Origin of the sequence: Halobacteriovorax sp. DA5 (assembly GCF_002903145.1) — a bacterium.
Lineage (GTDB): Bacteria > Bdellovibrionota > Bacteriovoracia > Bacteriovoracales > Bacteriovoracaceae > Halobacteriovorax_A.
In genome coordinates this window covers 315,302-341,664 of record NZ_PPDJ01000008.1, presented here as the reverse complement: position 1 = coordinate 341,664, position 26,363 = coordinate 315,302, and the positions used below count along the sequence as shown (strand labels likewise).

Genomic DNA, 26,363 nt, shown 5'->3' with positions numbered 1-26,363 from the left:
TAACCTACTTAGAAAATACTTCTTTTAATGTACGTGCTTTTGTACGAGTATGAGACGATTTTCCCTTTATTTTTGCCCTTTGTCCACGATTCAACGCGTGACAAAGCGCTATAGCAAGGGCATCCGACTCATCATGTGACTTGAAATCTAGCTTACCAAAAATCATATTTAGAGATCGATCAACACTTTCTTTTGAAGCAAGACCATGTCCAGTAACACTAGATTTTATTAAGTTCGGTGAATACTCTGTGATTTTACCTTGATACTTACCAGATAAACCTGCAATTAGTGCTCCCCTCGCTTGAGCAAGTTTTGATAATGCGGGAATACTTTTTACGTAAATCAAAGCCTCAACTGAAATCTCATCAGGTTTATACATTGAGACAATATCTTTAATTGAAGAAGAAATCGTTGCTAAACGATCAAGAAACTCCGGTATCTTATCAAATTTTAAAACACCCGAATCGACATATTTAAATTTTCGACCTTCAACTTCGATAACCGCCCAACCAGTGGTACGAGATCCCGGGTCAATTCCTAGAATATACATAGATTTAGTATAAACGAAAAATTCGAATTTACGAGCGATCTACGCCTTTTATCATGTGGCCAATATAAAAAACTGCAGATCCACCAATAAATTGATAGAGCTCAAGCATTTCATAGTCACCTTTTTGTAAACCTACAAAAAGACAAAGCCCAACTGACGCGAAACCGATTAATTGTAATGCAAGTCCTAACCAAAAAAACATATCAATTGAATACGACTTAATTCTGAAATTGCCAATACCAAGCTATAAAGATAATATGTGATAATGCAAAATGAGACAAAATTACTATATGCGCAACCCGTCATAGAAAGGCAGGTTGAACTTCTTAAAGAAGAGTGTGGCTCCCTAAAAAGTTTGGGTACGACACCTTGTTTAAAAGTAATTCTTGTAGGTAATAATCCAGCAAGCGTTATTTATACAAATAGTAAGAAGAAGTTTGCAGAAAAAATTGGTGCAAGTTGCGAAATCGTTAATCTAGAAGATTCGATTAGTGAGGAAGAATTCCTCAAAATCGTAAACCAATTTAATAAAGATCCATCAGTTCACGGGATCCTTATACAACTTCCATTACCAAAATCACTCTCTCAAGTAGATACAACAGACCTTGTTGTTCCTCATAAAGATGTTGATGGTTTTCACTACGAAAATGTTGCTAAGCTTTACCGTGGGCAACTTGGTGAAACATCAATGATTCCTTGTACGCCAAAAGGTATTGTTACAATGGCCAAGTACTACGGAATTGATTTTACAGGAAAGAATGTTGTTATCGTTGGTAGAAGTCTTATCGTTGGGAAACCACTTTCACTTCTCCTAACAAATTTAAATGCAACTGTTACACTTGCACACTCTAAAACTCAAAACTTAAAAGAGCTAACTCAGTCAGCCGATATTATTGTGACAGCAATTGGCTCACCAAAGCTCCTTACTAAAGAATATTTCAGAAATGATCAGACACAAGTTGTCTTCGATGTCGGTATTAATCGAAGTATTGATGGCAAACTTTGCGGTGACTGCGACTTTGACAATATAAAAGATCAACTTGCGGCAATTACTCCAGTTCCTAAAGGAATTGGCCCAATGACAATCTTCAGTGTCTCTCAAAATTTAATTAGCGCAGCTAAAAAATAAAAACCTAAGGAAATTTATGAAACAAACATCACTTACACAGGCGCATCGCGACCTTAAGGCAAAAATGGCAGACTTTGCAGGTTATGAAATGCCTATTCAGTACGCTGGAGTAAAAGCAGAAGTTGAAGCCGTAAGAAGCAACATCGGTGTTTTCGATGTTTCACATATGGGTGAATTCTTTGTAACTGGTCCAGATGCTGTAGCCTTCGTTGACTATGTTATCACTAACGATTTTACTAATGCGGAAACAGGAAAAGCTGTTTACTCGCCACTATGCCGTGAAAATGGAACAGTAATTGATGACCTTATTGCATATAAACTTGAAGAACAAAAAGTTTTAATTTGTGTAAATGCGGCCAATATTGAAAAAGATTGGAATTGGATATCTTCGAAAACGGAAGGTTTTGATATTGAACTAACAAATCAGTCTGATGACTATTCTCTTCTTGCGATTCAAGGTCCTAAAACTGAAGAAGTACTTTCTAAACTAGGTTTTGATTCTGTTAAAAATGCTGCTTACTACTCTGCTTATGAAAGTAATTGGAATGGTGCTGCGGTAATCATGGCAAGAACAGGATACACTGGTGAAGATGGATTCGAAGTATTTGGTTCACATGAAACAATACAGAAACTATGGTCGGATCTTTTAAGTGCACAAGTTACACCTTGTGGCCTAGCATCACGTGATGTTCTTAGACTTGAAGTTTGTTATCCACTATATGGCCATGAGCTTAATGACGAATTAACTCCACTCGATGCTGCTCTAAAGTGGACTGTTAAACTAAATAAAGAAAGATTTATTGGAAAGGAAGCACTATTAGAAGCCGCTGCAAACTATAGACTAGTTAAACTTTCTATTGATAAAGGTATTCCAAGAGAAGGTTACGAGATTCTAAATGACCAAGATCAAGTTATCGGTAAAGTAACAAGTGGTACGATGTCAGTAACTAACTCTCAAGGAATTTGCCTAGGGCTAGTTAAGCGTGATTTATTTCCTGAAAATAAGAAATTTAGAATACAAATTCGAAAGAATGTAATAGATTCAAACTATCATACAAAACCATTTGTTACCGGAGGGCACAAATAATGACTAATATTCCAACTGATCTTAAATATACAAAAGAGCACGAATGGGCAAAGATTGAAGGTGATATCGTAACTGTAGGTATTACAGATTTCGCTCAAAACTCTTTAGGTGATATTGTTTTTGTTGAGCTACCAGAAGTAGGTCAAGAGTTCTCAAAAGACGACACTTTTGGTGTTGTTGAATCAATTAAATCGGCAAGTGATCTTTATATTCCGGTTTCAGGTGTTATCACTGAAATCAATGAAGAACTACCAGATTCACCAGATAATTTAAACTCTGAACCATATGAATCTTGGATGATAAAAGTTAAAATTACAGATCAAGAAGAGCTTTCTGAGTTACTTTCTAACGAAGAATACGAAAGCCTTTGTCAAGAATAAACAAAATAAAATCTATTTCAAATTCTTACATATGCCCTCGAAATGAGGGCATTTTTTTATTTCAGTAACTTACAAATTTATATCTTAAAAATATTTTCAATTGACCAACTTTTTCCTTTACGAAGTCCTACGAAGGCTTCATACTCGCAATCTCCAATGTTCATCATTAAATAGAGACAGGTATTAAATGCATAATCAAGAATCTATTCAGCTAATCAATACTGCAATCATCAAGGGTAAAGAGAAAAAGATCGATACTACTTATGAGGATAGATTAAACCAAGCTTGTAATTCGTCTGCTATTGCTGCAATCTCAAATGCCATTCAACAACTAGCAGAGACAGATCGTATCTCATACGATCAAGCCGCTATTAAAATCGTTGAAACGATTAAAGAATTAGATCAGGTTTGGACTGACTACGTTCTCATGGAAGGTATTAACAACATTAAGAAGATGCTTAAAGGAAATACAAAGCACTAAGACTTAGTTCTTTGTAACTGCAAAACCCCAATCAATATTTGCGTGACCATTTTTAACTAAACCAGATGGTGGGTTAGGAAATGGCCCGGCCTTATTGAAAGCTTCTACAGCGGCGTCATCTAATTCTTTAACTCCAGAAGTACCATTTACAATAACGTTAATAATCTTACCGTCATTATCTAAAACGACACGTACATTTGTGAGAAATTTTTCACCAGCTGGTCCACGACGATTTTGACGATATAAGGACTCCATCTTTTCTCGCAGAGTAGCGCCCCAATGTTGCTCTAACTGTTGCTTAATTCTGAAGTAGAAACCGTAGTATTTATATTCAACTGTATTTAGTTTAGTGAAATCACCTAATTTAACATCTTCAAGGTGATCATTTGAACTAGCAATACCTCTGTGGTTCTTGCTACCTGTCTTAGTACCTTTAACTAGGTTTTGATCCTTTTGGAGGGGAGAATTTTGTGCGACTGCAAAGTCTTCAAAACTGATTCGACCAGATTTTGACTTTGTCATTTTACGTTGCTCTTTCTTCTTTGTCTTTGAACCCTGTTTCTTTTGATCAATTTTTGAGTTACCGACACCACCGATGTTAAATGCAGCAACTTCCTTCGCCTTCGTTTCACGATCGACTTTATTATTTGTTTCACTCAAGTATTTTGCATCATCTGCGAGTTCTTGATTTGTCTTGGCCGCTGTCACGATCTGACGAGGCTTATCTCTATTAAGTCTTAGACGGATTCGCTCAGGTTCTTTTTCTTCTTGTGGTTTAGTTAATGACAAAGAAATTGAAGTTAGCTTTGAAGGCATCAAAGAGATATGTACAACTAGCGATAGAGCTATTGCTAGATATATATATGTCTTGTGATTTTTATGAACTAATTCCAAAGTGTCTCCGAGAAACTAAGTATTCTTTAGCCTTCTCGGAGAAAATATCGAAAAATTTACTACATATTTTGATTAATTGTTAAAGAAATCGTCATCTTCAAGAATTGCACCTGTTTCTTGACTATTTTCCTCTTTTTTAAAGAAGTTATTCTTAGAATTAGAGCCAGGTTCAGTTCCTTCAACAAAACTTTCCAAAAACTTTGATCCAGAGCCATTTGCTAACTCACCTGTCTTCTTATCGATCGAAACATTCACAATTCCTGGAGGCATTTGGAAGTCTCTTTCACCGTAGATCTGAATAGAACGTTGCATATATGATTTCCAAATTGGCATCGAAGCTCTTGTTCCTGTTTCCGGCCATCCCATAGTTTGGTTATCATCCATCCCCGTCCAAACACCTGTTACGATATTTTGAGAAAATCCTAAGAACCAAGCGTCCACATAACTACTTGTTGTACCTGTTTTACCACCTAAGAATTGACTTACACTTAGAGCGCCTCGTCCTGTACCATTATGAACAACACCCTTTAAAAGGTTAGTCATAATAAATGCTAATCTTGGATCGTATACCTGTTCTTCATCTAAATTTAATAAATACGGATTGACTGCTTCTTTTTCAAACTCATTATGAGAATCACCTTCTTTCTCACGTACATTTTCAGTTTGATTTAGATTCTTTGACTCTTTAGCTAATTTTTCTAGCTCAAGTTTTGACTGAGTCGCAAAGTCATCTTGAAAGTAATACTCTTTTCCATTTCTATCTGTAATTGAAATAATTGATTTCGGCAGAACCTTCTTTCCTCCATTAGGGAAGATAGAGTATGCACGAATCATTTCTAGCAACGTTACACCAAAAGAGCCAAGAGAAATCGACATATCATTTGGCATATCTGCATGAAAATTGATTCGATCTAGATAGTTAAAAATCTTATCCATTCCAAGATCAAGAGCAATCTTAATTGTTGGAATATTTCGACTGTATTCAAGTGACTCTCTAAAAGTCATTGGACCTTTAAATTTACCATCATAATTTCTTGGTTTCCAATTAAGGGCCTGATTAGCTCCTCCAAGTGCTTCTGGAGTATCAAGAATGATTGTATTGGGTTGATAACCATTTTCTAAAGCAGCGGCAAACAGAAGCGGTTTAAAGGCAGAACCAGGTTGACGCTTAGATTGTAGTGCACGGTTAAATTCACTTTTATCGAAATCAACACCACCAACCATTGAAATCACTTCACCAGTAAATGGGTTCAAACTCATTAAAGCAGCTTGAACTTTAGGTTCTTGCTCAAGCGTACACTCTAAATACATTTGCTCTTCTAATGTTTTATAATCTTTTAGCTTTTTATAAGTATTGGCATATTGTGAATAGACATGTTCTGAAAACTTCGTGCTGAAATCTTTAATCTTTACATGAATAATATCCCCTTTCTTTAAAATATCATTAGGGTTCTTTATATATGGGAAATACTTACGTGCATCCGTATATTTTCTTTCGTGTGCCCAACGAAATGATTCATAAGGGATTACTCCAGTAATACCACCTACAGAAATAATAATATTTCTCATACGGCCATCAAGACGAAGCACTACTGCTTTATACAACTTATCCTTTTCAAGTTGACCTAATAACTGATCATCAGCATTATAACCAGGATAGAATCTCGAAGAGTAGAGCTTTGACATATGCTCTTGTGTGAACTCTTTAAGTACTGCGAGTTCATCTTCTTTTAATTGCAGTTCATATTCCCTTTCATTATTTTCAGAAAGTGTAAAATAATTAGACTTATCTTTGTAAAGCTCAACTCGAAACTCTTCAATATACTTATCAAGTTCTTCTAGTTCGATATGACCGATTGGTCCTTGGAAACCTTGGCGTTTATCAATTTCTTCAGCACCGATCTTGATATTTTCTTCAGCAGTCTTTTGAAGGTCATAATTAAGAGTTGTCTGAACAGTGAAGCCTTCAGTTAAAAACTTCTCTTCTCCAACAATATCAATTGCCTGTCTACGTACCCAGTCAGTGAAATATCCCGCAAGGAATGGACTATTTTTTCTAAGCTGATACTTGATTTTTTCTTTTAGGGCAGCTTGATATTCTTCTTTAGTAATTTTCTTATTCGCAAACATACGGCCAAGAACATATGCCTGTCTCGTTTTTGCATGTTGTGGATTACGATAAGGAGAATACTTACCAGGAGCAACAAGTAGCCCTGCAATTAGTGCTGACTCAGCAACGGTTGCTTCATTTAATTCCTTATTAAAGTAGCCACGAAATGCAGACTTTACTCCATAGTATCCACCACCAAGATAAACTTGGTTTAGATAAAGAAATAAAATCTCTTCCTTATTAAATCTCTTTTCAATTTTTTGAGCTAAAAGAAAGTCTTTAATCTTTCTTGTAATTGATCTTTCTGATGAAAGTAAAAGTGACTTAGCTACCTGTTGCGTAATTGTTGAACCACCCTGAACAACACGCCCCGCTTTCAAGTTAGCGACTAGAGCCCTTAGTACTCCAAAGTAATCAACACCATCATGATTGTAGAAATTTGAATCTTCCGCAGATAAGAAGGAATCAACAATTCGCGGAGGTATCTCATTAAACTCAACGACTTCTCTATTCTCTTTTCCAATGTCATATAAAACAACACCATCTTTTGAAAGAATTTTCGATTTGATTGGTGGATTATAATCTGCAAGACTACTAATTTTTGGTAACGTAAAAGAAAAGTATACTAGTATTGAAAAAACAAATAATCCTCCAAATAAAACCAAGAAGGACATTAATACTAATAATCTTTTTAAATGTTTCATAAATTCTCTTTTATAATTTCACACTTCTTCATTAAGCTAAAATTTTGCTTAGGCATATTGATTTGAATCATTTTACCATTTATCTGATTTTTCGAAACCGATAAGTTTTTCTCATATGAAAACACGAACACTCTCTGGGCAATTAAACGAGCGATATCTTCATTTGTTATTTCAATTTGAGCGGCCAGTATTTTCTTATTATTTTCAATATTATTTTTTAAGCCTTCGACAATATTACCCTTCGTCATAAAAGTGATGTTACCGTTCACTCCTACTGTTGTTAAGTAGTAGGCGATACTAGACTTCTTTATTGTCCTAGCATCTAGCTCTAAATTTTCTACAATTTCTTGTGCATTCGTACGTTCTTTCAATCTAAAGAACTTCCACTTAACAAGTTCAGGCTTCTTTGTTTGAGCTAACATTGCTGCTATTGCCGAAGAACTACCAATACCAGCAACAAAATTAATTTTCACATCATTTTTAAGCAGGCATGAAACATAGTCCATAACATCAGTATCAAAATCTGAACTTGCACCAATAATGATTCCTACTGTATTGATTTTTTCAGAAGTTTGTAACGCTTGTGTATTTGGATTGACCTGACCAGGCCCATACTCAGTATAAGATGACTGCTCATCGACAGAAGGAATTATATTTGTTTCCTCTGCATCGACTGAGATTGTGACCACTCTTTGTTCTTCTTCAGGTTGTTTTTGGCAAGTATTACTTAAGAAGACAAAAACAAAAAATATAAGAATGAAATTTAGCTTATTCAATTTCTTTTTCTTCTAACTTATCTGTTAATTCTAGAACTTTCTTTTCAACTTTTTCTAAGTAGCCCTTACTATCAGTATATAGCTTAACCCCTTCTTCAAAGTTTTTTAAACTATCGTCTAGAGTAAGTTCTCCCGACTCAAGTCCGTGAACTAGTTCTTCTAATCTCTTTAAATTTTGTTCAATATCAATTTTCTTGGCCATATCTCACCGTGTCATAAATTCAACATTAATAATTCCAATGTGAACTAATATTCCCATACTTTGCATATTCTTTAAATAAAAAGGTGTGATAATCACTACTTACATCATGGGTCATTTTTACCTATGTAGGTAATTTGGCACCCCGATTGGTATAGTTAAAGAAGAATTTGCCAGGAGGGCAGATGAAAGAATTATGGGTACCGCTATCCGGTGCAATCGCACAACAACAGAAAGTTGATACAATTGCCAATAATGTTGCAAACGCAAACACGCCTGGATTTAAAAAAGATCAACTCGCTTTCAAAGAATACTTAACAGCACTAGATAAAGGTGTTGAAGATATTGATTTACCTAATAAGGAATGGGCCCCTGAAGACTTCTATCGAAGCTATGGAGCAGAGCATGCCATGGTTAAGGTAGATGGGTCATTCACAAATTTTACGCAAGGTACATTATCTCCTACTAGCAATCCGTTAGATATTGGACTTCGTGGAAATGGATTTCTCGCCATTGAAACACCTAAAGGTGTGCGCTACACAAGGCGCGGAACTCTTTCACTACGTCAAGATGGTGTTATCACAACACAGCAAGGCTATCCTGTTTTAAACAGAGAAGATAACCAACCAATATCAGTTCCACCTGGAACGAGAAATATTACATTTGCTCTAGATGGTGCAGTCTACGCTAATAACAATCAAGTTGGTTCACTAAATATTGCTGAATTCAATGATATGCATGCACTAAGAAAAGAAGGCAATTCACTTTATATCAATAATAATGAAGGTAATCTGAAAGAACAGATTAATACATCAGTCCACCAAGGCTTTATTGAACAATCAAATGTAAATGCCGTGTCTGAGATGTCTGAGCTAATTAAAGCTCACCGTCATTTTGAATCAATACAAAAAGCAATTAAAACTTATGATCAAATTAGCTCTAAGTCAGTTAATGAAATGATCAAATTTTGAGGTAGTATGAAAAATATTGTTCTTTTTATTACATTCTTACTCATGGCCCGTTATTCATTTGGAATGATGAAGGCCCTTAATATTGCAGCAACAGGGATGGCCACTCAGGAGATGCACGTTAACACAATCTCTAACAACGTCGCTAACTTAAATACAATTGGGTACAAGAAGCAAAGAGCTGAATCTGAAGATCTTATGTATGAAACAATTACAGAAGCTGGATCACGTTCGGATGCAAACTCAAATTACACAGTAGGTGTACAAGTAGGTTCAGGATCGAAAATTAGTGGTGTCAGAAAAGTATTTTCGGCCGGAGCACCAAAAATCACAAATAACCCATTTGATCTAATGATCAATGGTGATGGCTTCTTTGGAATCATTAAACCAAATGGACAAATTGTTTATACAAGAGATGGTGCATTCAATGTAAATGCACAAGGACAACTTGTTTCTAAACAGGGTTACCAAGTATTTCCAGGAATTACATTTCCACCAGGTGTAGCATCTGTGAGTATCGGAAACGATGGAAACGTTGAAGCATACTTCAATGGTCAAGTTGAACCACAAGTTGTTGGTCAAATTCCAGTATTCACATTTGTAAATAACCCAGGCCTACACAATGATGGTGGGAACTTCTATCGTCAAACAACAGCAAGTGGACAACCAATTCAAGGAATTGCAGGAACAAATAATGCAGGTTCAATGCAACAAGGTGCACTTGAAATGGCAAATGTTAGTCTTATGAATGAAATGACAGATCTTATCAAGGCCCAAAGGGCATATGAAATGAACTCAAAAGTAATGGGAGTAGCAGATCAAATGCTACAAACAGTAAACAATATTACAAGATAATAGGAAGTTGAGAGAGAGTGTTTAAACTAATTCTTCTAACATTTATAACAAGCTTTTCTTATGCGAACTCTTGCGAGATTTCTCTGGCACAAAAGAATTATCGTGTCGAAAACTCTGAGATTCCATATGAATCACAAAATTGTAACCGTTCTCAACTAGAGATCTTAAACGAAATGCTTATCTCTGCTCGTGGAAACTTCTATTTGAATCACAGCAGAGACCTAAAGCAGAATGACATAAATCTACTGACAAAAGATTCCGTCATTATCGATTTGGAAGATATTGTAAAAACTCAGTTTACAATTCAAGACGATTGGAAAGTTAATTTCAAATCACGATCTCCTATTAAAACTCTTCAAACAGATAACCTTACAACAATTGAGCTCATGTGCAATGAGTGTAACAAGCTTGGTCATAATAAACTTAAAGTATCTGTTGATGGCGTAGCTAAGTGGTTTGAAATAATTGTTCAAAAGCCTATTAAAGCTATTGTTGCAAAAAATGAAATTGGTCTTAACTTTAAATCAATCAACACAAATAATGTTGAAGAGAAGACTATTTATACAACAGATGAAAAAGCTGTATTCAAAAACTTAGAAGAGATAGCATTTTATAAATCTAATAAAATTATCTCTCCGGGTGAAACAATTAATAAGAGAGACTTATCCCCTATTAACCTAGTCTCTTTTGGCGTTCCAGTGAAAGTCATACTTAACACCAATGGTATCAAACTGACAGGACAAGCTCTTCCAATGTCAACAGGCAAGCTACAAGATTTTATCAAAGTGAAAAACATAAAAACAAATAAAGTATTCACAGCGAAAGTAATTGGACTCAATGAAGTGAAGGTAGATTTATGAGAAAAATTTTATTTTTAACATTAGCACTATTAACAACATCTTGTGCTAACTACATTAACAAAATGTACAACGAGCTTGACGGGGTTAACCAAAGAGAGCTTGAACAAAAAAGAGCAAATGTTGATAATACATTTGACCAATATCGAAACTCTTACCCTGACAGAAGGAAGACTTCTTCAAATACGCCAAATATGACACCTCAGGTGCAAAGAAAGTACAACAACAATCAAATAGCAGCACAACCAAAAAGAGTAACCGCTAATAGCTTCCATGATCAAGGAAACACCGGTAGCCTTTGGGCCGGAAACGGAAATGAGAACTATCTATTTACTAAAAACAAGTGGAAGAGAAATGGTGATATTATTTTAGTAAATGTGCAAACTCGTCTTAAAAATGACATCACGATGGAACTAAAAAGAGCTTTCCCTCCAGTACCTTCTCTTGGTGGACAAACTCCAGAAAGTACAACACAGACTACAACACCAGGTCAGGCCCAAGCTAACACAACTGCTGAAGAGGGCGAAGACATGAGTGCATCTAACAAAGTTCACGACAAAATCTCAGGAGTAATTGTCGAAGAGATTAGCCGTGACCACTTACTTGTTCGCGGTCAAAAAAATGTTTTATTTAAAAATCGTAAACACCTTGTTGAGTTACAAGCATTAATATCGCGTAAAGATATTAATGAAGACGACACAATTGATTCAACAAAATTCTTAGAAAGCTCTGTAACGGTATTGAGGTAATTGATGTTTAAAAAGTTAATCTTTGGTCTTATTCTTCTATCTTTTGGAACACATATTGAAGCCAAAATGAGCCGTTTAAAAGATCTTGTCGATGTTAAAGGCGTCCGAAACAATCCGATCGTTGGTTACGGTTTAGTCGTAGGATTAAATGGAACCGGTGATGGTGGTGGTGAAGTAACTAATACATCTCTAAAGCGTATGTTCCAAAAACTTGGACTTAACCCACAAAATGAAATTAGTTCAAAGAATGTAGCTGCCGTAATTGTTACAGCTGAACTTCCGTCTTTTAGTAGAGTTGGTCAAAAAATGGATGTTAAAGTTTCATCTATTGGTGATGCTTCTTCATTAGCAGGTGGAACACTTCTTATTACTCCTCTTAAAGGTGGTGATGGAAACGTATATGCTGTAGCAAATGGATCAATTTCAATTGGTGGTTTAGAAAACGGTAAAAAATTTGCTACGACAGGACTTATTCCTCAAGGAGCAATTGTTGAGCGCGAGCTACAATTAGATTTTGATAAGAAGAAATCACTGCGATTAGCACTGAAAAGTCCAGACTTCACAACAGCTGCTAGAATTGAAAAAACAATTAATCAAGAGCTAGGTGGAAAATATGCCATAGCAAAGGACTCAAATACTGTTGATATTATTGTACCAATACAGTACCAAAGAAAAATTGTACAACTTCTAGCAATCATCGAAAACTTTAAAGTTCATACGGATCGCATTGCGAAGATTATCATCAACGAGAGAACAGGTACAATTGTAGCTGGTGGAGATATTGCAGTTAAAGCTGTTGCAATTTCTCATGGTGGTTTAAATATTCAAGTAAATGACAAAAAGAAAGATACGAGTGAAGGAAATGTACGACTAGTTGACAAGACTACTACACTAAATGATCTCGTTAAAAGCTTGAATGCATTAGGGGCCACACCTGAAGATCTGATTTCGATTTTTCAAGCACTTAAGAGAAACGGTGCCCTAGTTGGAGAAATTGAGCTAATTTAACTTTCAATGTCAAATAGCATTTTTTACCATTTTTTTAGGCTAGGTATAAAAAAACTAAAAAAAATGTTAAAATATTAATGATAATGGGCTTTTCAAGGATTGAGCGGCCAGAAACTCAGGATGAGTATTATGAATGAAATCAAAATTCATAGACCACAAATTCAAAACAGAAATGCACAAAATTCTGTTCGTCCTGTAAATTCTGAAAACTATATTCCTGAAGAGATCAAAGGTGCTGCCCAAGGGCTTGAAGCACAATTTAACGAGTTAATGGTTAAAGAAATGACTAAGTCACTTAACAGTGGCGTACAAAGTACAGCAGGTAATTTCTATAACGGTCTAATAACAAGTGAACGTGCTAAAGCACTTGTTAAAGAAGACAGCCAAATACAGAAGATGATTTTGAATGAGATTTATCCAAAGCATATGAGGAATGAACAGAATTATCAGAATTATTTGGACAATAAAAATAAGTATGCACAGAACCAAATTCGCATTGAAGAGGGACCAACTCAACCTTCTCAAGGAATAGCAATGAAGCAGGCAAAACAAATTGGAGTAAAGTATGAGTAGTGTAACAAATACGAGATCAAGTTTCTTTCCAAATGCTAAGACTACGGCCGATAGATCGCAAGAGATCCAAAAGCAAGCTCCAGTTCAAAGAAATACGATCGCTCAAAAAGCTTACATCGATAACCAAACAAGAAATGATGCCAGAGTTTCTATTCCAGATGCTGTAAAAGACTTTGCTCACATCAAGAAAGCTGTTGATGCAGCTCCCGAGATTGATAACTCTGCAAAAATTGCTGCACTTAAAGCGCAAATCCAAGGTGGTAACTACAAAATGGATTACGACAAAATGGCAGACAAAATTCTTGGGGAAGAGTTCGGAGTATAATGAAAACGCAACTAGCTACATATTACTTTCAAATCACAGATATCTGGAAGTCACAGTGTGAACTTCACTACAAGCTATTTGACTTAACTTGTGATGAGTACGCTCTCCTACTTGATAGCAAGATAGATGAACTAGAAGAAAAGGTTGCTGAAAAGTCAGGAATCATTTCAAAAATAGAAGTAAATGAAAAAGCAAGAAATCAAATTCTTGCAAATATTCAAAGGGATTATAAAGAATTAAAAATTAATTCGATTACAGATCTTATTGATTTTTTCTCAAAGTTTGAAGCTGAAAAAGAAGGAAAACATCTTTTTCGATTCAATGGTCTTTTGGTTGATATCATTGAAAAAATTCAAACTCAAAACAAGAAGAACCAATTATTTATTAACAAAGCGCTAAACTCTCTTCGCGAGATTAGAGAAAGTGCAATGGGTACTAAGACAGTATCTACATATAATGCCAAGGGTATCACTCAGCAAAGATCGCTTGAGCGAAATCCCTAATTGGAGCTTATTTGTCTACACGTCTGTTAAACATTGCGAATACAGGACTTAACGCCTCTAAAAAATCACTAGAGGTGACGTCGCATAATATTTCCAATGCAAATACAGAAGGCTACTCTCGTCAACGTGTTCACCAACAATCAAATATGCCACTGATCAAAGATGGTTTAATTACTGGTAGTGGTACAAGAATTAAAAGTATTAATCGTGTTCACGATAAATTCGTTGAAAGAAAATTACGAGATAGTCAAAGTAGTGAATCGTACTACAATAACAGAGCTGAACAAATGAGTCGCGTTGAAGATATCTTTAACGAAATCGATAATGAAGGATTAAATCAAATCCTTAACAATTTCTTCAACTCTTTTCGTGATCTTGCGAATCAACCAGAAAACGAAACAGTACGTTCCGTTGTACGTGACAAAGCTCAACTAATCGTAAAAGACTTTAGAAGAATTGCAGAGACTCTAGATGAAATCTCTAAGAGTATTGATGATAAAATTGCAATCTCTGTTAAGGATGCAAATCAACATATTGATTCGATTGCACTTCTAAACAGAAAAATTAGAGAACTTGAAGCAACGGGTGATGAAACTGGAGACCTTCGAGATCAGCGAGATGTATCTGTAAAAGAACTATCGAAAATTATTAAAATTCATACTTATCAAGATGAGCGTGGAAATTATAACGTACAATCTCCAGGGGTTGGTACACTTGTTACTGCTGCCCAAGCACAAAAACTTGGAACATATGTATTTGGTAAAGATGAGTCAACAAATGGCCAAGATGGTTCAATGGAAATCTTCTGGGAAAGCCGCTCAGGTCAACAGATCACAGAAAAGTTCCAAGGTGGATCTCTAGGTGCAGTTATTAAAGTTCGTAATAACGACATCAAGCAATTAAAAGAAAAACTAGATCAGACAGCTTATGATTTCATGAATTATGTTAATGCTATCCATAGAAGAGGATATGTGAATCGTGAAATTCAAACTGATGCTAATGGAAACCCAGCTGCAATGGATAATAAAGGTCCAACAACTGGTAATAACTTTTTCTCTACACCAATGAAAATAGAAGGTGCTGCACTTAACATTGATTTAAGTGATGCTATTAAATCAGATATATCTAATATCGCAACGGCACTATCACCAAATAGCCCCGGGGATAACCGTGTTGCCATTGCAATTTCTAAGCTACAACACGAAAGATTAATGGCCGGCGGAACAGCAACATTAGAAGAAGATTATCTTAAAACTGTTGGTAGTGTCGGACTTGAAACTGGTAAGGCAAAACTCGATGCTGAACAATCAGAGGGACTTCTTGCACAAGCGAATTCTATTCGCGAAAGAATTAGTGGTGTTTCAATCGATGAAGAAGCGGCAAATATGATTAAGTACCAGCACGCGTACGAAGCTGCTGCTAAAGTAATGAAAACTGCAAATGAAATGTTTGATACTGTTTTATCAATTAAGCAGTAATTAGGATTATTGAAAAATGACTAGAGTGTCAGAAAATTCAACGACTCTTTCAATTAGGCATACGCTTAACAAGCACAAGTCTAAGATGGAAGACCTGCAAATGAAGGGAACGACTCTTAAGAGTATGCGTAAACCTTCAGATAATCCTGCAGCAAATATTGAAGCACTTCAAATCTCAAGTGTTACTAAAGATAATTCTCAATTTAAGCGAAATGCAGACTTTGCACTTCTTCAATTAAATATCACAGAGAAAGCTCTCGAAAATTTAACAGATATTCTTGGAAAGGCCAAAGAGATTGCAATTGCACAGTCTTCAGATATTTATAATGAAGATGTGAGAAATAACGTTGCAAACGAAGTTCACCAACTTCGAAACCTTGCCCTATCGATTGCTAACAAACGAGTAGGACAGCGCTATATTTTCTCTGGCTTTAAAACTCTCGATACTCCATTTAATGAAAATGGTGAGTACAAGGGAGATAATGGTCATATCACTCTTGAAGTGGGTAAAGACTTTTTCGTTCAGGTTAACCTGCACGGCAAGGAAGTTTTTATGGCCGAATCAGAAACAGATTCACAAGTTAAGCATCCTCTGGAGAAATTTCCCGAGATGGCAGATTCACGAGAAAAAAGTAAAAATCGTGAAATTATGTCCGATGAAAATAACCGAGAGATTGCATCAGCACCAATCAGTGAAGATGCTGGAAAATATAAAGAATCGGCCAATATTTTTGGACTACTCGATTCTCTAGCTATCTCTCTAGAAAATAATGACCCTGATCAAATTCAAAATCTTTTAGAAAAATTTGATACAGCGGTAACACGTCTCGTTACATTGCGAACACGTGTAGGTTCAGTTGCAAGTTCAGTTATGGCCAACGTGAACTCGATTGAAGCAAATAATATCGACAATATGGAAAGAAAGAGCAAGCTCGTCGATGCAGATGTAACTGAGTTATTCTCAGACATCACGCGTCAACAAGAGATCTTAAAAACAGCGTACAAAACTTCCGAGGGGCTCTTAAACAAGAACCTATTGGACTTTCTACGCTAACACGCTGCTGCTACTTTTTTTTTATTTAGTTGATTTTTTACTTGATTTTTAAAGTTATGAATAATATATGAACCATTACCTGATGAATCAGGACGGTTCAAAATTGAGGATGTGAAATGCTGGTTTTAACAAGGAAGCTAGGGGAAAGTATAGCGATCGACGATCATATTAAGATTGTCGTTGTGCAAATTAAAGGCAAACAAGTTCGTCTTGGTATAAAGGCCCCAAAAGAAACGAAAATTCACCGCGAAGAAGTCTATAAAGCTATCCAGGAACAAAATTACGAAGCTTCCCAAGCTGGCCCAGAAAGTCTGAGTGACTTAACGGATGCGTTGCGCAACAAGAAATAAATTCCGCTTGCTCTTTTGCCCCTACGACTGCTAAAATCTGTTATCAAGTTCTTTAACTTGAATTCGGAGGAACGACAGTGAAAGTAAGCACAACACGATTTGGGGAATTAGAAGTAAACAATAAAGATATCATCAAGTTCGAAGAAGGTATTCTTGGTTTTGAAAACCTTAAGGATTTCTTTGTTGTTGATCCAGGCGATCAAACTCTAATCCTATGGCTACAATCAACTGATGACGGTGCAACAGCATTCCCAATCATTGAGCCAAAAATTTTTAAAGATGATTATTCAATAAGCCTACTACCGGCTGAGCTAAATAGCCTAAAACTAGAAAACCTTTCTAATGCAAGCGTTTATACAATCCTAACGATTCCTACGGATGTAACTCAAATGTCTGCAAACCTTAAGGCACCAATCATTATTAACAATGATTCACATAAAGCTCGTCAAATTGTTCTTCAAGACAACAAGCTTGAAGTTAAATTTGAAATGTACAATGCATTAAAAAAGTCGATCATGAATTTCCACTCTGATGATTCAGTTCGTACAAATGTAAGTGTTGCTACTGAGCCAACTGTTGTTGAGCAATCTTCTTCAACAGAAACTTCAGTTGATCACTCAGCAGAAGCTTAATTCAATTTCCCAAAAAGAAATCATATAAAAGAAAAGCACCAGTAATGGTGCTTTTTTTATTTTTAAATTTTAGATAATTTTAAAGAGTTGTTTCAGTTGCGTTCTTTGCAAAGTTTAAATACATTTGCGCTTCGCTATTAAGAGGATCAACAGAAATTACTTTTTCCCATTCACTTGTCGCACTTAGGATATCCCCTTTACCATAGTGTAGAACACCTAGAGCAATTCTACCTGGAAGATAGTCAGGTCTTTCATTCTTTAGATTTGATAGCTCTTCAAAAGATTTATTAACGAAGCCTTTCTTCGCATAAACCTTGGCCATCTTTACTCTAGCTTCTAGATTTGAAGGATCGAGCTTAAGAACCTTTCCATATTCAAATAATGCTTCATCGTAGCGATTATATGTTAAATATAGATCAGCAAGTTCATAGTGCTTAATAGCAAATTTCCTATCAATATGATTATCGTTAAGTTCAGCACTCTTCGAGTTTACTTTAACTTTCTGAGAAGCAATCTGAAAAATCTTACTCGCCTCTTCATATTGACCAATATCATTGTAGAGAACTGATAAACTTACTGCCGCATCTGTATGATCCGGTCTTACTTCTAAAACCTTTTTAAAAGCTTTAATCGCTTTTGATATCTCACCTGTTAAGTGAAAAATATTAGCGATATTAAAAAGTGCATCAGCATCTTTAGCATCAATTTCTAAAAGCTCGTTATAGATTGAAATCGCTTTATTATATTCACGATTTTCAAAAGCGACTTTTGCCTTCTTTGATAATTTTTCTTGTTCAAAAGATTTCATCATGGTGAAAGTCCCCTATTCTAAACACTTTTTAACATCTTTCTTTAAATTAGAAAGATCTTTGTCTTTGTATAAGTAGCGATAATTTTTAAAAACTAATTCACATAGGTCTGGTCTAATACCTTTTAGACCAATAGTGACAAGGCGATCACTTGCAAGTCTTTTCACTTCATCATCGTTAAACTGTGCAAGTAATTGTTCATAACGGAAAGAAGCCGATTGCCAGTCTTTAGTTTTGTAATAAAAATTAGCAATATATAATTCTTTGTCCTTAATCATTTTATAACATTCATCAATCTTTTCTCTGGCATCTTTTAGATATTCGGATTGTGGATATAGACTTCTTAATTCATTGAAGTACTTAATTGCTTGTTTCGCTGGAGTTAGGTCACGATCAAAAGTTGATGGCTTTTGCTTATAATATGCTTCGGCAATTTTGAAAGTCACATAATCCATTTTAGGGTGCTTAGGATGGAAATCCTTAAACAATAAGTAAGCGGCTGCAGCTTCTTCATAATTTTCTTGTTTATAAAGAATATCTGCCTGCATAAGTTCTGCAGAAGTTGCATAGTAACTATATGGGTATTGAGATTTGATTTTATTAAGTTTTTCTAGCGCCATGATATAGCGTTCAGATTTTACTAATCTCTCTGCTTCTTTGTAGAGAACCTCTGCTTCAGTACTTCCTTGCGGACGATTAACTGCGCATGATGTCATCAGTAGAATAAATATGATTGAAATGAGTTTGTGCACATTGCCCCCTATAGAGGCAATTCTAGCACTTTCTAGCAAGGCCCGTCAAAGCTAATAACGCTCTTCGTATACGTCCTTAAGCATCTGATTTATAAGTAATTTTACTGCTGCCGCAAGAGGTATTGAAATGATCATTCCTGTGATCCCTAATAACTGTGAACCAAGGATAACACTAACAACAACAAGTACTGGGTGTAGGTCTACAATCTTCGATACTAGAAGTGGAAATACAATCGCAATATCAATAACGTTAGCGACTAAATAAAGGATAAGGGCTCCACCAAAGTGAGTTCCCATTCCATATTCAGCTGCGATGAAAATAAATGCAGGAATAGCACCAAATACTGGCCCTAAATAAGGAATAATATTTGTTACCGCAGCCAGTAAGCCGAATAAAAGAGAAAATCTAATATCGAGAAAAAATAGGCCCGTAAAAATTATTATTCCAAGAATACTGGCCTCAATTACTTTTGCTAAAATATAATCACCAATCTGGCGATTAAATTGAAACGATAGGTGATAAAGTTTTTCAAAGTACTTGTTTGGCAAGAGTCTTGTTATACGCTCTCTAAAATTTCTCATATCCTTCAATGTGAAAAATAAAAATAAAGGAACGATGAAAATCAACTCTAAAGCCGAGCCTAGATACTTTGGAACAAGTAGAACAAAAGCACTGAATTCATCTTTTATAAAATTCATTGATTGAAGAAGATATCCACTACTTAAGTGGTAGCCTGTTCGCTCCGCTACAAATGCCTGTAGTTGCGAATAGAGTGACTTAAGAAAGCTTTCTACTTTTGGAATATATACTTCTAGATTATTAACTTCGCTAACCATTAAAGGTGTTACCTTTACAATTGGATAGATTGTTAAAAAAAGAAGTAAAATAACAACAAGTGCTGACGATGCAGTTCGATTAATTCCAAACCTTTCAAAAAACAACAGAAGTGGATTTAGAATTAAGGTAAGTACATAACAAACTAAAAGTGGCGTTGCGACTCGCGGAAATACAAAGAAAAGTATCATCGAAGAGATGACAAATAATCCAAAAATAATGGCCCTTAGGCGATCATTACTAGTCATTCTTAGCGATCTCTTCTTTTAAATTAACAACTTCATCTTTAAGATGAGAATTTTCAACTTTAAGTTTTCTAATCTCACGGGCCAGGATATGAAGCTTCTTAACAACAAGCTCACTCATTGCTTGTAAAAATTTTGAAGACAATGCAGGTCTCTCAGAAATCATTAATTGAACATCAGGTTTAAAAATTCCTAGTAGCTCTAATGGTTCTACCGCAGTGGCCGTAACAGATCTCTTATGGCCATCTTCAAGTAGGCCAATCTCACCCATGTAATCTTTACGATCAAGATTCGTTACATGAAATTTCTTTCCGTTTCTCTCAGTTGATAGCTCAACTCGCCCTGAAACAATAATATAAAAACCTATACCGAAGTCACCTTCCTTGAAGATAACTTCACCCTTTTCATATGTTCTTCTGTGAAAATATTTGGCCAACTGGAATAATTCAAACTCCCCTAAGCTTCTTAGGATAACAGTATCTCTTAATAAGTAAGGTATCGTTACCTTGTTACTTTTGATGAGAGGATTGATTGACCACAAAAACTTAATGAGATTAATATCGATGCGATCTTCTTTTGAATACTTTTCAGTCATATCCGGCCTTTAATAGAATTCAATATTTTCAGCTTTCACCCAGCCCTTAGCTTCGCTCGGCCAATAGATAAAAAACCAACTGTCATTTTTCTTTGAAGTGATGACTCTAAGTCCTTCCTTTGCAATTTGATTATGTTCAAATATTGAAGATGGCCCTTCATAGACATCAGTGTTCTTCATTACAATGGCATTTTTATAACTACCTTTCAAATACACATTGTTAAAAATTATTGGAGTTAATGCGATAAGAAAGCAGATAAAAATAATGGCCTTATGCAGCTTTGTCTTAAGATTCATTATTAAAGTAACAATCAAAAGAACCAACGATAAACTTACAAAATAAGTGCCAGGAATATCCATTGCTTTTGCAATGAAGTTACTATCCTGACTCACAAGGTCATATTGCGATTTAATATAATTGATATTATTAGTGACTAGTTTGTCTTGTTGACCTAGTTGATATGATTTTTCCAAGTTTAAACGGGCCGCACCAATATCTTCTAACTTGAGATATGCAGTGCCCAAATTATAGAAATATTGTGCGTCGACAAATAAATCTTTGTTCTTAATCAACAAATTCTTATAGCCCTCATAATCTTTATTTTTATAAAGGTCTTCTAATTCTTTTAGTGGATTTCCTGTGCTAGTATCTGACATAAACTTATTATCTAATTGGCTTGTAGCGTTTGCAAGTGAGTGATAATTCTACCACATAAAAAGAGGTTGGATATGGAATACGGCGTAAGAAATAACGAAATAAATGATCAGTTTGATAAACTATTTTCTTCAATTCTTAAAGAACAAAAAAACTTCATGGAAGTTCGTGGACCAGAAGAAGGTAAAAAGCACTTAGTTGAAGATACTTTAAAAATATATAATCAAGAAAGAGGGAAAGGTATTTACTTTAATTACGTTTCATCTGGACGTGGACATGGCCCTTTCTCAGAACTTATTGATGGTTCAGTTAAATATGATTTAATTGGTGGAATTGGACCAAATCTTCTTGGTCACTCTCACCCTATTTATATTAAAGCTCACCTAGAAGCAGCTCTTGGTGACACGGTAATGTGTGGAAACCTACAACCATATCCACAGGCCATTGAGTTAACAAGTAATCTACTTAAAGCTGTAGAAGGTAGTAAGTTAAAGCATTTTTGGTTTACTGGTTCTGGAAGTTTTGCAAACGATCTTGCTCTTAAACTAGTTTGGCAAAAGAAAGACCCTGCTTACAGAGTAATTGCTTTTACTAAAGCATTTGCAGGACGTTCTGTAGCAACACAAGATATCACTCATAATGCTAGTTACCGCCAAGGTATGCCAAAATCTCTTGATGTTGATCATGTTCCACACTTTGATCAAAACAACCCGGAAGAATCATTAAAAAATACTTTAGCTGCACTTGAAGAAGTAACAACAAAATACCCAAATCAACACTGTGCACTTATGTTAGAGATTATTCAGGGTGAAGGTGGATTTATCTTCGGTCCTAAAGAATATTATGAAGAGATTTTTAAATGGGCCAAAAAGAAAGGTATTTATATTTGGGTCGACGAAGTTCAAACTTTTGGGCGTACTCACGAGCTATTTGCTTTCCAAACAATGGGACTAGATCAATATGTTGATATTGTTTCTGTTGGTAAGGCCCTACAAGTATGTGGAGTACTTTTCAGTGAAGAACTAAACCCTAAACCAGGATTAATTGCTGGAACGTTTAACGGATCGGTTTCAGCGCTTTCAACTGGAAGTCGATTGATTAAATATTTAACTGAAGGAAATTTCTACGGTGAAAATGGAAGAATTAAAGAGCTTGAACATAAATTCATTTCTAAGCTTACTCACCTAATGAAAAATTCGTGCCAAGATAAAATTACTTATGTTGGTGGTATTGGAACAATGATCGCATTTGAAGTTGGTGACTCATCAACTGAAACAGTATCAAACTTTGTTAAAAAATTATTTGATAACGGAATTATTGCATTTATGGCAGGAAAAGAGCCGACTAGAGTTCGTTTACTACTGCCTCTAGCAATGACTGATGAACATATTGATGACATTATTACAATTATTGAATCAACCATACTTGAACAAATTAAATAGAAATAAATAGGAAGACTAGATGTTTAAGATTAGACCCGTAAGAGCAGATGACTTAGAAGACTTGTATGACCTTTCAGGTCTCTATACATTTATTAACCTTCCCCCAGACAAAGAAATTATCAGTTCAAAAATTGATAGTTCACTAAGATCTTTCAAACAAAAAAGCGATAATCTTTCTAAAGATCATTATATTTTTGTTCTGGAAGATCTTGAATCACAACGTGTAATTGGATGTTCTATGATTCACGCAAGACACGGTGATGAAGAAGAGCCACACTTCTACTTAAAAGTGGGACAAGAAAATAAGTTTTCAGAATCAATCAATACTGGCTTTATTCACGGTACCTTAAAGCTTGGATATGATACAGATGGGCCGACTGAAATTGGAGGCTTAATCCTAGATCCAACTTATCGTGGAAATCCTTTTAAACTAGGTAAAGTTCTTTCTTTCTGTCGCTTTCTTTATATGGGTCTTAATAGAGATCGATTTAAAGAAACAATACATTCGGAACTAATGCCACCGTTTGACGCTGACGGAAAGTCACCACTTTGGGAAGCGATTGGAAGACGCTTTCTAAACATGGAGTATCATGACGCTGATGTTCTTAGTAGAAAGAACAAAGAGTTTATTCTAAGCCTATTTCCTTCTGGAACAATCTACGAAACACTCTTACCTATTGAAGCAAGAGATGCTGTAGGTAAAGTTGGTGCAGACACTGAACCTGTTAAAAGAATGCTTGAATCAATAGGATTTAAATACACTCATGAAGTTGATCCATTCGATGGTGGCCCTCACTATCGTTGTCAACTCGATGACATCAAACCAGTAAAGACAATTCAACAAGCGCAAATCAAGAAAGGTAAAACAAGTTCACCTAAATTTTACTTAGTCCTTTTGGACAATGAAGAATTTGAAGTTGTTTGTCTAAAAGGTAGTTTAAATAATGATATACTAACTGTAGAAGAACCATCTTCATTTGGATTAGATGATGGTGCAGTTAAAACAATAATGGCGATCTAGGAGAAGAAATGTTTCAACTAAAAGGATCTTTTTATAATAACGAATTTGTTAAGTTTGATGACTCGGCAAATTTGAGAAATGACAGAACTATTTCACGTGAATGTCCAAGTGATACAACGAAAACACTTTGGAACTTAAACGTAAATTATGCACATATTGATGAGCTTATCGATTCTGCTCACAAAGGATTTCAAACTTGGAGAAATACTTCAATTGAAGAAAGAATTGAAGCTCTAAGAAGATATCAGGAAGTTCTTAAAACGAAACAAGAACAAATTGCGACAGCAATTGCACTTGAAGTAGGCAAGCCACTCTGGGAAGCAAGAACTGAAGCTGCTGCTTTAATTGCAAAAGTAGATGTTACGATATCAGCATCTCTTCCTAGAATCGAAACTAAAAATATGGAAGGAATTGCACCTGGTACAAATGCACATATTTACTTCAAGCCAGTTGGACCAAGCTTCATCATCGGTCCTTTTAACTTTCCATGTCACTTAGCAAACGGACAAATTACAGCAAACTTAATCTCTGGTAACTCAATTATTTTTAAGCCAAGTGAGAAGACATGCTACTCAGCACAATTAATGTTTGAGTGTCTTGCTGAAGCGAAGTTTCCAATGGGTGTCGTAAACCTTGTACAAGGTGACGGAGAAGTAGCCAGAAGAATTATCAAAGATAAAAGAATTAAGGGTATCTTCTTTACTGGTTCAAAAGAAGTTGGTCAAAAGATTCTTGAAACAACTCATACTGATCTTTCTAAGTTAGTGTCACTTGAGCTCGGTGGAAAAAATACATCTATTATCGATGAAACAGCTGACCTTGATTATGCTATTGAAGAGCTACTTACAGGATCATACTTAACAGCTGGACAGCGTTGTACTTCAACTGGACTAGTTGCAATTCATGATTCAATCAAAGATGAATTCATCTCTCGCTTTCATGATCTAGCAAAGAGAATTATTGTCGACCACCCAATTGACCACAAGGTTGAACCATTTATGGGCCCTCTAATCGATCAAGCTTCACTAGATCAGTATCTACTATTTATGGGCATGGCAAAAAGAGAAGGCTTACAAGAAGTAATGCGTGGAAAGCAATTAGAGAGAGAAACTCCAGGTTACTATGTTTCTCCTTCAATACACTATGCTGATAAGTTAATTCCAAAGAGTCACTTCCTTGCAAATGAGATCTTTGGTCCTAACGTTACATTTGTTGGTTATAGTGATTTTGATGAAGCGATTAATATTGCAAACTCAACAGAGTATGGACTGGCCGCTTCAGTATTCACGAAAGATCATGCACGTTTTAAACACGCTGTTAATAATATTGATGCTGGTTTAGTAAACCTTAATCGCGCAACAGTTGGAGCACACTCTAAACTTCCATTTGGTGGTGTAAAAAACTCTGGAAACTATCGTCCAGCAGCAGTTGCTACTGTTGATCACTGTGTATACCAACTTGCTACACTCGAGATTGATTCTCCAAGTGCAAGCGGGAATATTAAAGGCCTAGCTGATTAATAATGTTTCTTATTAACGAGGACGCCTGTCGAAGAATTCTTTGACAGGTCTCTTCGGTTCTTTCTTTCTTGCTCAAGATCGACTACCGAATTCTTTGCATATAAATCTAAAACTTCACGACTCTTTAATCTCGTATATACGGCCTTAAATTTCTCTTTCTGATCAAGAATAAAAGTACTCGTTTCAACAGGCTTAGCACCAGGATGCACTTTTCCTGCTTCAAATTTAACCTTAGTCACAAATTGATTAATAAACTGATCAACACGAGGACCAGTAACAATCTCTTCATCAGCTTGAATTGAAGGGGTATCAGAAGCTTCAAAGCGCTCAGGAAAGGGAATAACCTTAGCAAGGCCATGTGGTGAATAAGAAATTTTATCACCGCGATTATGACCTAGTAATAAATCCGTAAGTGCATCTTTTGCAGACGCATCACCAAGAGTCGTTAAATCAGAGACCTCCTCTGGTGTTAACACTCTTAATAAATTACGAATAAGGTTATTTTGAGTCATCATAGTCGTTATTTTACCTCAATATCTGAGTATGCTTGTCGGTTTTTGAAAAAAAAAATTTAGTAATTTTAATTGAGATTCAATAAATTCAAGCACTTACTAAAAACTAAATATTTTTCCCATAAAAGAAAATATTTACAATTTGAAAAAACGAGTTTATAAAATTAACTACTTAAGATTGCTGGGATGTGGCGCAGCGGTAGCGCAGTAGACTGTTAATCTATTGGTCGCGAGTTCGAATCTCGCCATCCCAGCCATTCTTTTGTATCCGCTTTAAATCCCCCAAATATTCATATTAAACGAATTAACATCATA

31 protein-coding genes and 1 tRNA gene are annotated in these 26,363 nt (G+C 35.5%); 20 read left to right on the top strand and 12 right to left on the bottom strand.

Going from position 1 to position 26,363, the window contains the following annotated elements; genetic code table 11:
- Positions 1–4: 4 nt before the first annotated feature.
- Positions 5–550, bottom strand: coding sequence for a crossover junction endodeoxyribonuclease RuvC (ruvC, locus tag C0Z22_RS12475; protein ID WP_103218698.1), 546 nt, complete (start codon positions 548–550; stop codon positions 5–7).
- Positions 551–578: 28 nt separating this feature from the next.
- Positions 579–752, bottom strand: coding sequence for a hypothetical protein (locus tag C0Z22_RS16055; RefSeq protein ID WP_021267658.1), 174 nt, complete (start codon positions 750–752; stop codon positions 579–581).
- A 63-nt stretch (positions 753–815) separates the two neighbouring features.
- On the opposite strand from C0Z22_RS16055, the gene C0Z22_RS12470 reads away from it, so the two are divergent.
- The 4 genes from C0Z22_RS12470 to C0Z22_RS12455 all read left to right on the top strand — a co-directional run bounded on the left by C0Z22_RS12470 (position 816) and on the right by C0Z22_RS12455 (position 3,627).
- Positions 816–1,679 (top strand): bifunctional 5,10-methylenetetrahydrofolate dehydrogenase/5,10-methenyltetrahydrofolate cyclohydrolase, encoded by an 864-nt coding sequence (locus C0Z22_RS12470; RefSeq protein ID WP_103218697.1) that lies wholly within the window; start codon positions 816–818, stop codon positions 1,677–1,679.
- A gap of 16 nt (positions 1,680–1,695) precedes the next feature.
- Positions 1,696–2,766 (top strand): glycine cleavage system aminomethyltransferase GcvT, encoded by a 1,071-nt coding sequence (gcvT, locus tag C0Z22_RS12465; protein WP_103218696.1) that lies wholly within the window; start codon positions 1,696–1,698, stop codon positions 2,764–2,766.
- Positions 2,766–3,146, top strand: a complete 381-nt coding sequence (gene gcvH, locus C0Z22_RS12460; RefSeq protein WP_103218695.1) for a glycine cleavage system protein GcvH — start codon at positions 2,766–2,768, stop codon at positions 3,144–3,146. Before gcvT ends, gcvH begins: the two co-directional genes overlap by 1 nt.
- A gap of 187 nt (positions 3,147–3,333) precedes the next feature.
- Entirely contained in the window at positions 3,334–3,627 is a 294-nt protein-coding gene (locus C0Z22_RS12455; protein ID WP_021267699.1) for a hypothetical protein, read from the top strand.
- A gap of 3 nt (positions 3,628–3,630) precedes the next feature.
- On the opposite strand, the gene C0Z22_RS12450 is transcribed toward C0Z22_RS12455, so the two are convergent.
- From C0Z22_RS12450 to xseB, 4 genes are all read right to left on the bottom strand, one after another.
- Positions 3,631–4,521, bottom strand: a complete 891-nt coding sequence (locus C0Z22_RS12450; protein ID WP_103218694.1) for an energy transducer TonB — start codon at positions 4,519–4,521, stop codon at positions 3,631–3,633.
- Between the two features lie 72 nt (positions 4,522–4,593).
- Positions 4,594–7,335: a penicillin-binding protein 1A gene (locus C0Z22_RS12445; protein WP_103218693.1), complete on the bottom strand. Its 2,742-nt coding sequence runs from the start codon at positions 7,333–7,335 to the stop codon at positions 4,594–4,596.
- On the bottom strand, positions 7,332–8,111 hold the full coding sequence (locus tag C0Z22_RS12440) for a hypothetical protein (RefSeq protein WP_103218692.1): 780 nt from the start codon (positions 8,109–8,111) through the stop codon (positions 7,332–7,334). The genes C0Z22_RS12445 and C0Z22_RS12440 overlap by 4 nt, the downstream gene beginning before the upstream one ends.
- A complete protein-coding gene (gene xseB, locus C0Z22_RS12435; protein ID WP_199177562.1) occupies positions 8,104–8,313 on the bottom strand; it encodes an exodeoxyribonuclease VII small subunit in 210 nt (69 codons plus the stop codon). Before xseB ends, C0Z22_RS12440 begins: the two co-directional genes overlap by 8 nt.
- Before the next feature lie 182 nt (positions 8,314–8,495).
- Here xseB and flgF point away from each other — a divergent pair, with 182 nt between their 5' ends.
- From flgF to fliW, 12 genes are all read left to right on the top strand, one after another.
- On the top strand, positions 8,496–9,281 hold the full coding sequence (gene flgF, locus C0Z22_RS12430) for a flagellar basal-body rod protein FlgF (RefSeq protein ID WP_103218691.1): 786 nt from the start codon (positions 8,496–8,498) through the stop codon (positions 9,279–9,281).
- Positions 9,282–9,287: 6 nt separating this feature from the next.
- On the top strand, positions 9,288–10,133 hold the full coding sequence (gene flgG, locus C0Z22_RS12425) for a flagellar basal-body rod protein FlgG (protein ID WP_233189729.1): 846 nt from the start codon (positions 9,288–9,290) through the stop codon (positions 10,131–10,133).
- Between the two features lie 17 nt (positions 10,134–10,150).
- A complete protein-coding gene (gene flgA / locus C0Z22_RS12420) occupies positions 10,151–10,993 on the top strand; it encodes a flagellar basal body P-ring formation chaperone FlgA (protein WP_103218690.1) in 843 nt (280 codons plus the stop codon).
- Complete coding sequence (locus C0Z22_RS12415) at positions 10,990–11,739, top strand: flagellar basal body L-ring protein FlgH (protein ID WP_103218689.1); 750 nt, start codon at positions 10,990–10,992, stop codon at positions 11,737–11,739. Before flgA ends, C0Z22_RS12415 begins: the two co-directional genes overlap by 4 nt.
- A gap of 3 nt (positions 11,740–11,742) precedes the next feature.
- On the top strand, positions 11,743–12,747 hold the full coding sequence (locus tag C0Z22_RS12410) for a flagellar basal body P-ring protein FlgI (RefSeq protein ID WP_103218688.1): 1,005 nt from the start codon (positions 11,743–11,745) through the stop codon (positions 12,745–12,747).
- 129 nt (positions 12,748–12,876) lie between these two features.
- On the top strand, positions 12,877–13,320 hold the full coding sequence (locus tag C0Z22_RS12405; protein WP_103218687.1) for a hypothetical protein: 444 nt from the start codon (positions 12,877–12,879) through the stop codon (positions 13,318–13,320).
- Positions 13,313–13,645, top strand: coding sequence for a flagellar biosynthesis anti-sigma factor FlgM (flgM, locus tag C0Z22_RS12400; RefSeq protein WP_103218686.1), 333 nt, complete (start codon positions 13,313–13,315; stop codon positions 13,643–13,645). Before C0Z22_RS12405 ends, flgM begins: the two co-directional genes overlap by 8 nt.
- Entirely contained in the window at positions 13,645–14,148 is a 504-nt protein-coding gene (locus C0Z22_RS12395; protein WP_103218685.1) for a flagellar protein FlgN, read from the top strand. The genes flgM and C0Z22_RS12395 overlap by 1 nt, the downstream gene beginning before the upstream one ends.
- Positions 14,149–14,159: 11 nt before the next feature.
- On the top strand, positions 14,160–15,626 hold the full coding sequence (gene flgK / locus C0Z22_RS12390) for a flagellar hook-associated protein FlgK (protein ID WP_158246917.1): 1,467 nt from the start codon (positions 14,160–14,162) through the stop codon (positions 15,624–15,626).
- Positions 15,627–15,642: 16 nt separating this feature from the next.
- Complete coding sequence (gene flgL, locus C0Z22_RS12385; protein WP_103218683.1) at positions 15,643–16,680, top strand: flagellar hook-associated protein FlgL; 1,038 nt, start codon at positions 15,643–15,645, stop codon at positions 16,678–16,680.
- Between the two features lie 116 nt (positions 16,681–16,796).
- On the top strand, positions 16,797–17,030 hold the full coding sequence (gene csrA, locus C0Z22_RS12380; protein ID WP_021267493.1) for a carbon storage regulator CsrA: 234 nt from the start codon (positions 16,797–16,799) through the stop codon (positions 17,028–17,030).
- Between the two features lie 77 nt (positions 17,031–17,107).
- A complete protein-coding gene (fliW, locus tag C0Z22_RS12375) occupies positions 17,108–17,662 on the top strand; it encodes a flagellar assembly protein FliW (protein ID WP_103218682.1) in 555 nt (184 codons plus the stop codon).
- Between the two features lie 79 nt (positions 17,663–17,741).
- Here fliW and C0Z22_RS12370 read toward each other — a convergent pair whose 3' ends face one another.
- From C0Z22_RS12370 to C0Z22_RS12350, 5 genes are read right to left on the bottom strand one after another with little or no spacing between them, the layout of a single operon-like run.
- Positions 17,742–18,473: a lipopolysaccharide assembly protein LapB gene (locus C0Z22_RS12370; RefSeq protein ID WP_103218681.1), complete on the bottom strand. Its 732-nt coding sequence runs from the start codon at positions 18,471–18,473 to the stop codon at positions 17,742–17,744.
- Between the two features lie 12 nt (positions 18,474–18,485).
- Complete coding sequence (gene bamD / locus C0Z22_RS12365; RefSeq protein ID WP_103218680.1) at positions 18,486–19,223, bottom strand: outer membrane protein assembly factor BamD; 738 nt, start codon at positions 19,221–19,223, stop codon at positions 18,486–18,488.
- A 51-nt stretch (positions 19,224–19,274) separates the two neighbouring features.
- The gene (locus C0Z22_RS12360) at positions 19,275–20,306 is read right to left on the bottom strand and encodes an AI-2E family transporter (RefSeq protein WP_103218679.1); all 1,032 of its coding nucleotides are present in this window, start codon (positions 20,304–20,306) and stop codon (positions 19,275–19,277) included.
- A complete protein-coding gene (locus tag C0Z22_RS12355) occupies positions 20,299–20,898 on the bottom strand; it encodes a cyclic nucleotide-binding domain-containing protein (RefSeq protein WP_103218678.1) in 600 nt (199 codons plus the stop codon). The genes C0Z22_RS12360 and C0Z22_RS12355 overlap by 8 nt, the downstream gene beginning before the upstream one ends.
- A 9-nt stretch (positions 20,899–20,907) precedes the next feature.
- Positions 20,908–21,555 (bottom strand): tetratricopeptide repeat protein, encoded by a 648-nt coding sequence (locus C0Z22_RS12350; RefSeq protein ID WP_103218677.1) that lies wholly within the window; start codon positions 21,553–21,555, stop codon positions 20,908–20,910.
- 72 nt (positions 21,556–21,627) lie between these two features.
- Here C0Z22_RS12350 and C0Z22_RS12345 point away from each other — a divergent pair, with 72 nt between their 5' ends.
- From C0Z22_RS12345 to C0Z22_RS12335, 3 genes are read left to right on the top strand one after another with little or no spacing between them, the layout of a single operon-like run.
- Complete coding sequence (locus tag C0Z22_RS12345) at positions 21,628–22,995, top strand: aminotransferase class III-fold pyridoxal phosphate-dependent enzyme (protein WP_103218676.1); 1,368 nt, start codon at positions 21,628–21,630, stop codon at positions 22,993–22,995.
- A 19-nt stretch (positions 22,996–23,014) separates the two neighbouring features.
- Complete coding sequence (locus C0Z22_RS12340; RefSeq protein ID WP_103218675.1) at positions 23,015–24,016, top strand: arginine N-succinyltransferase; 1,002 nt, start codon at positions 23,015–23,017, stop codon at positions 24,014–24,016.
- Positions 24,017–24,024: 8 nt separating this feature from the next.
- Positions 24,025–25,536: an aldehyde dehydrogenase family protein gene (locus tag C0Z22_RS12335; RefSeq protein ID WP_103218674.1), complete on the top strand. Its 1,512-nt coding sequence runs from the start codon at positions 24,025–24,027 to the stop codon at positions 25,534–25,536.
- Here C0Z22_RS12335 and C0Z22_RS12330 read toward each other — a convergent pair.
- Complete coding sequence (locus C0Z22_RS12330) at positions 25,533–26,051, bottom strand: hypothetical protein (protein WP_103218673.1); 519 nt, start codon at positions 26,049–26,051, stop codon at positions 25,533–25,535. The genes C0Z22_RS12335 and C0Z22_RS12330 overlap by 4 nt on opposite strands.
- A gap of 179 nt (positions 26,052–26,230) precedes the next feature.
- On the opposite strand from C0Z22_RS12330, the gene C0Z22_RS12325 reads away from it, so the two are divergent.
- Positions 26,231–26,305: transfer RNA gene (locus C0Z22_RS12325), tRNA-Asn, on the top strand.
- Positions 26,306–26,363 lie beyond the last annotated feature (58 nt).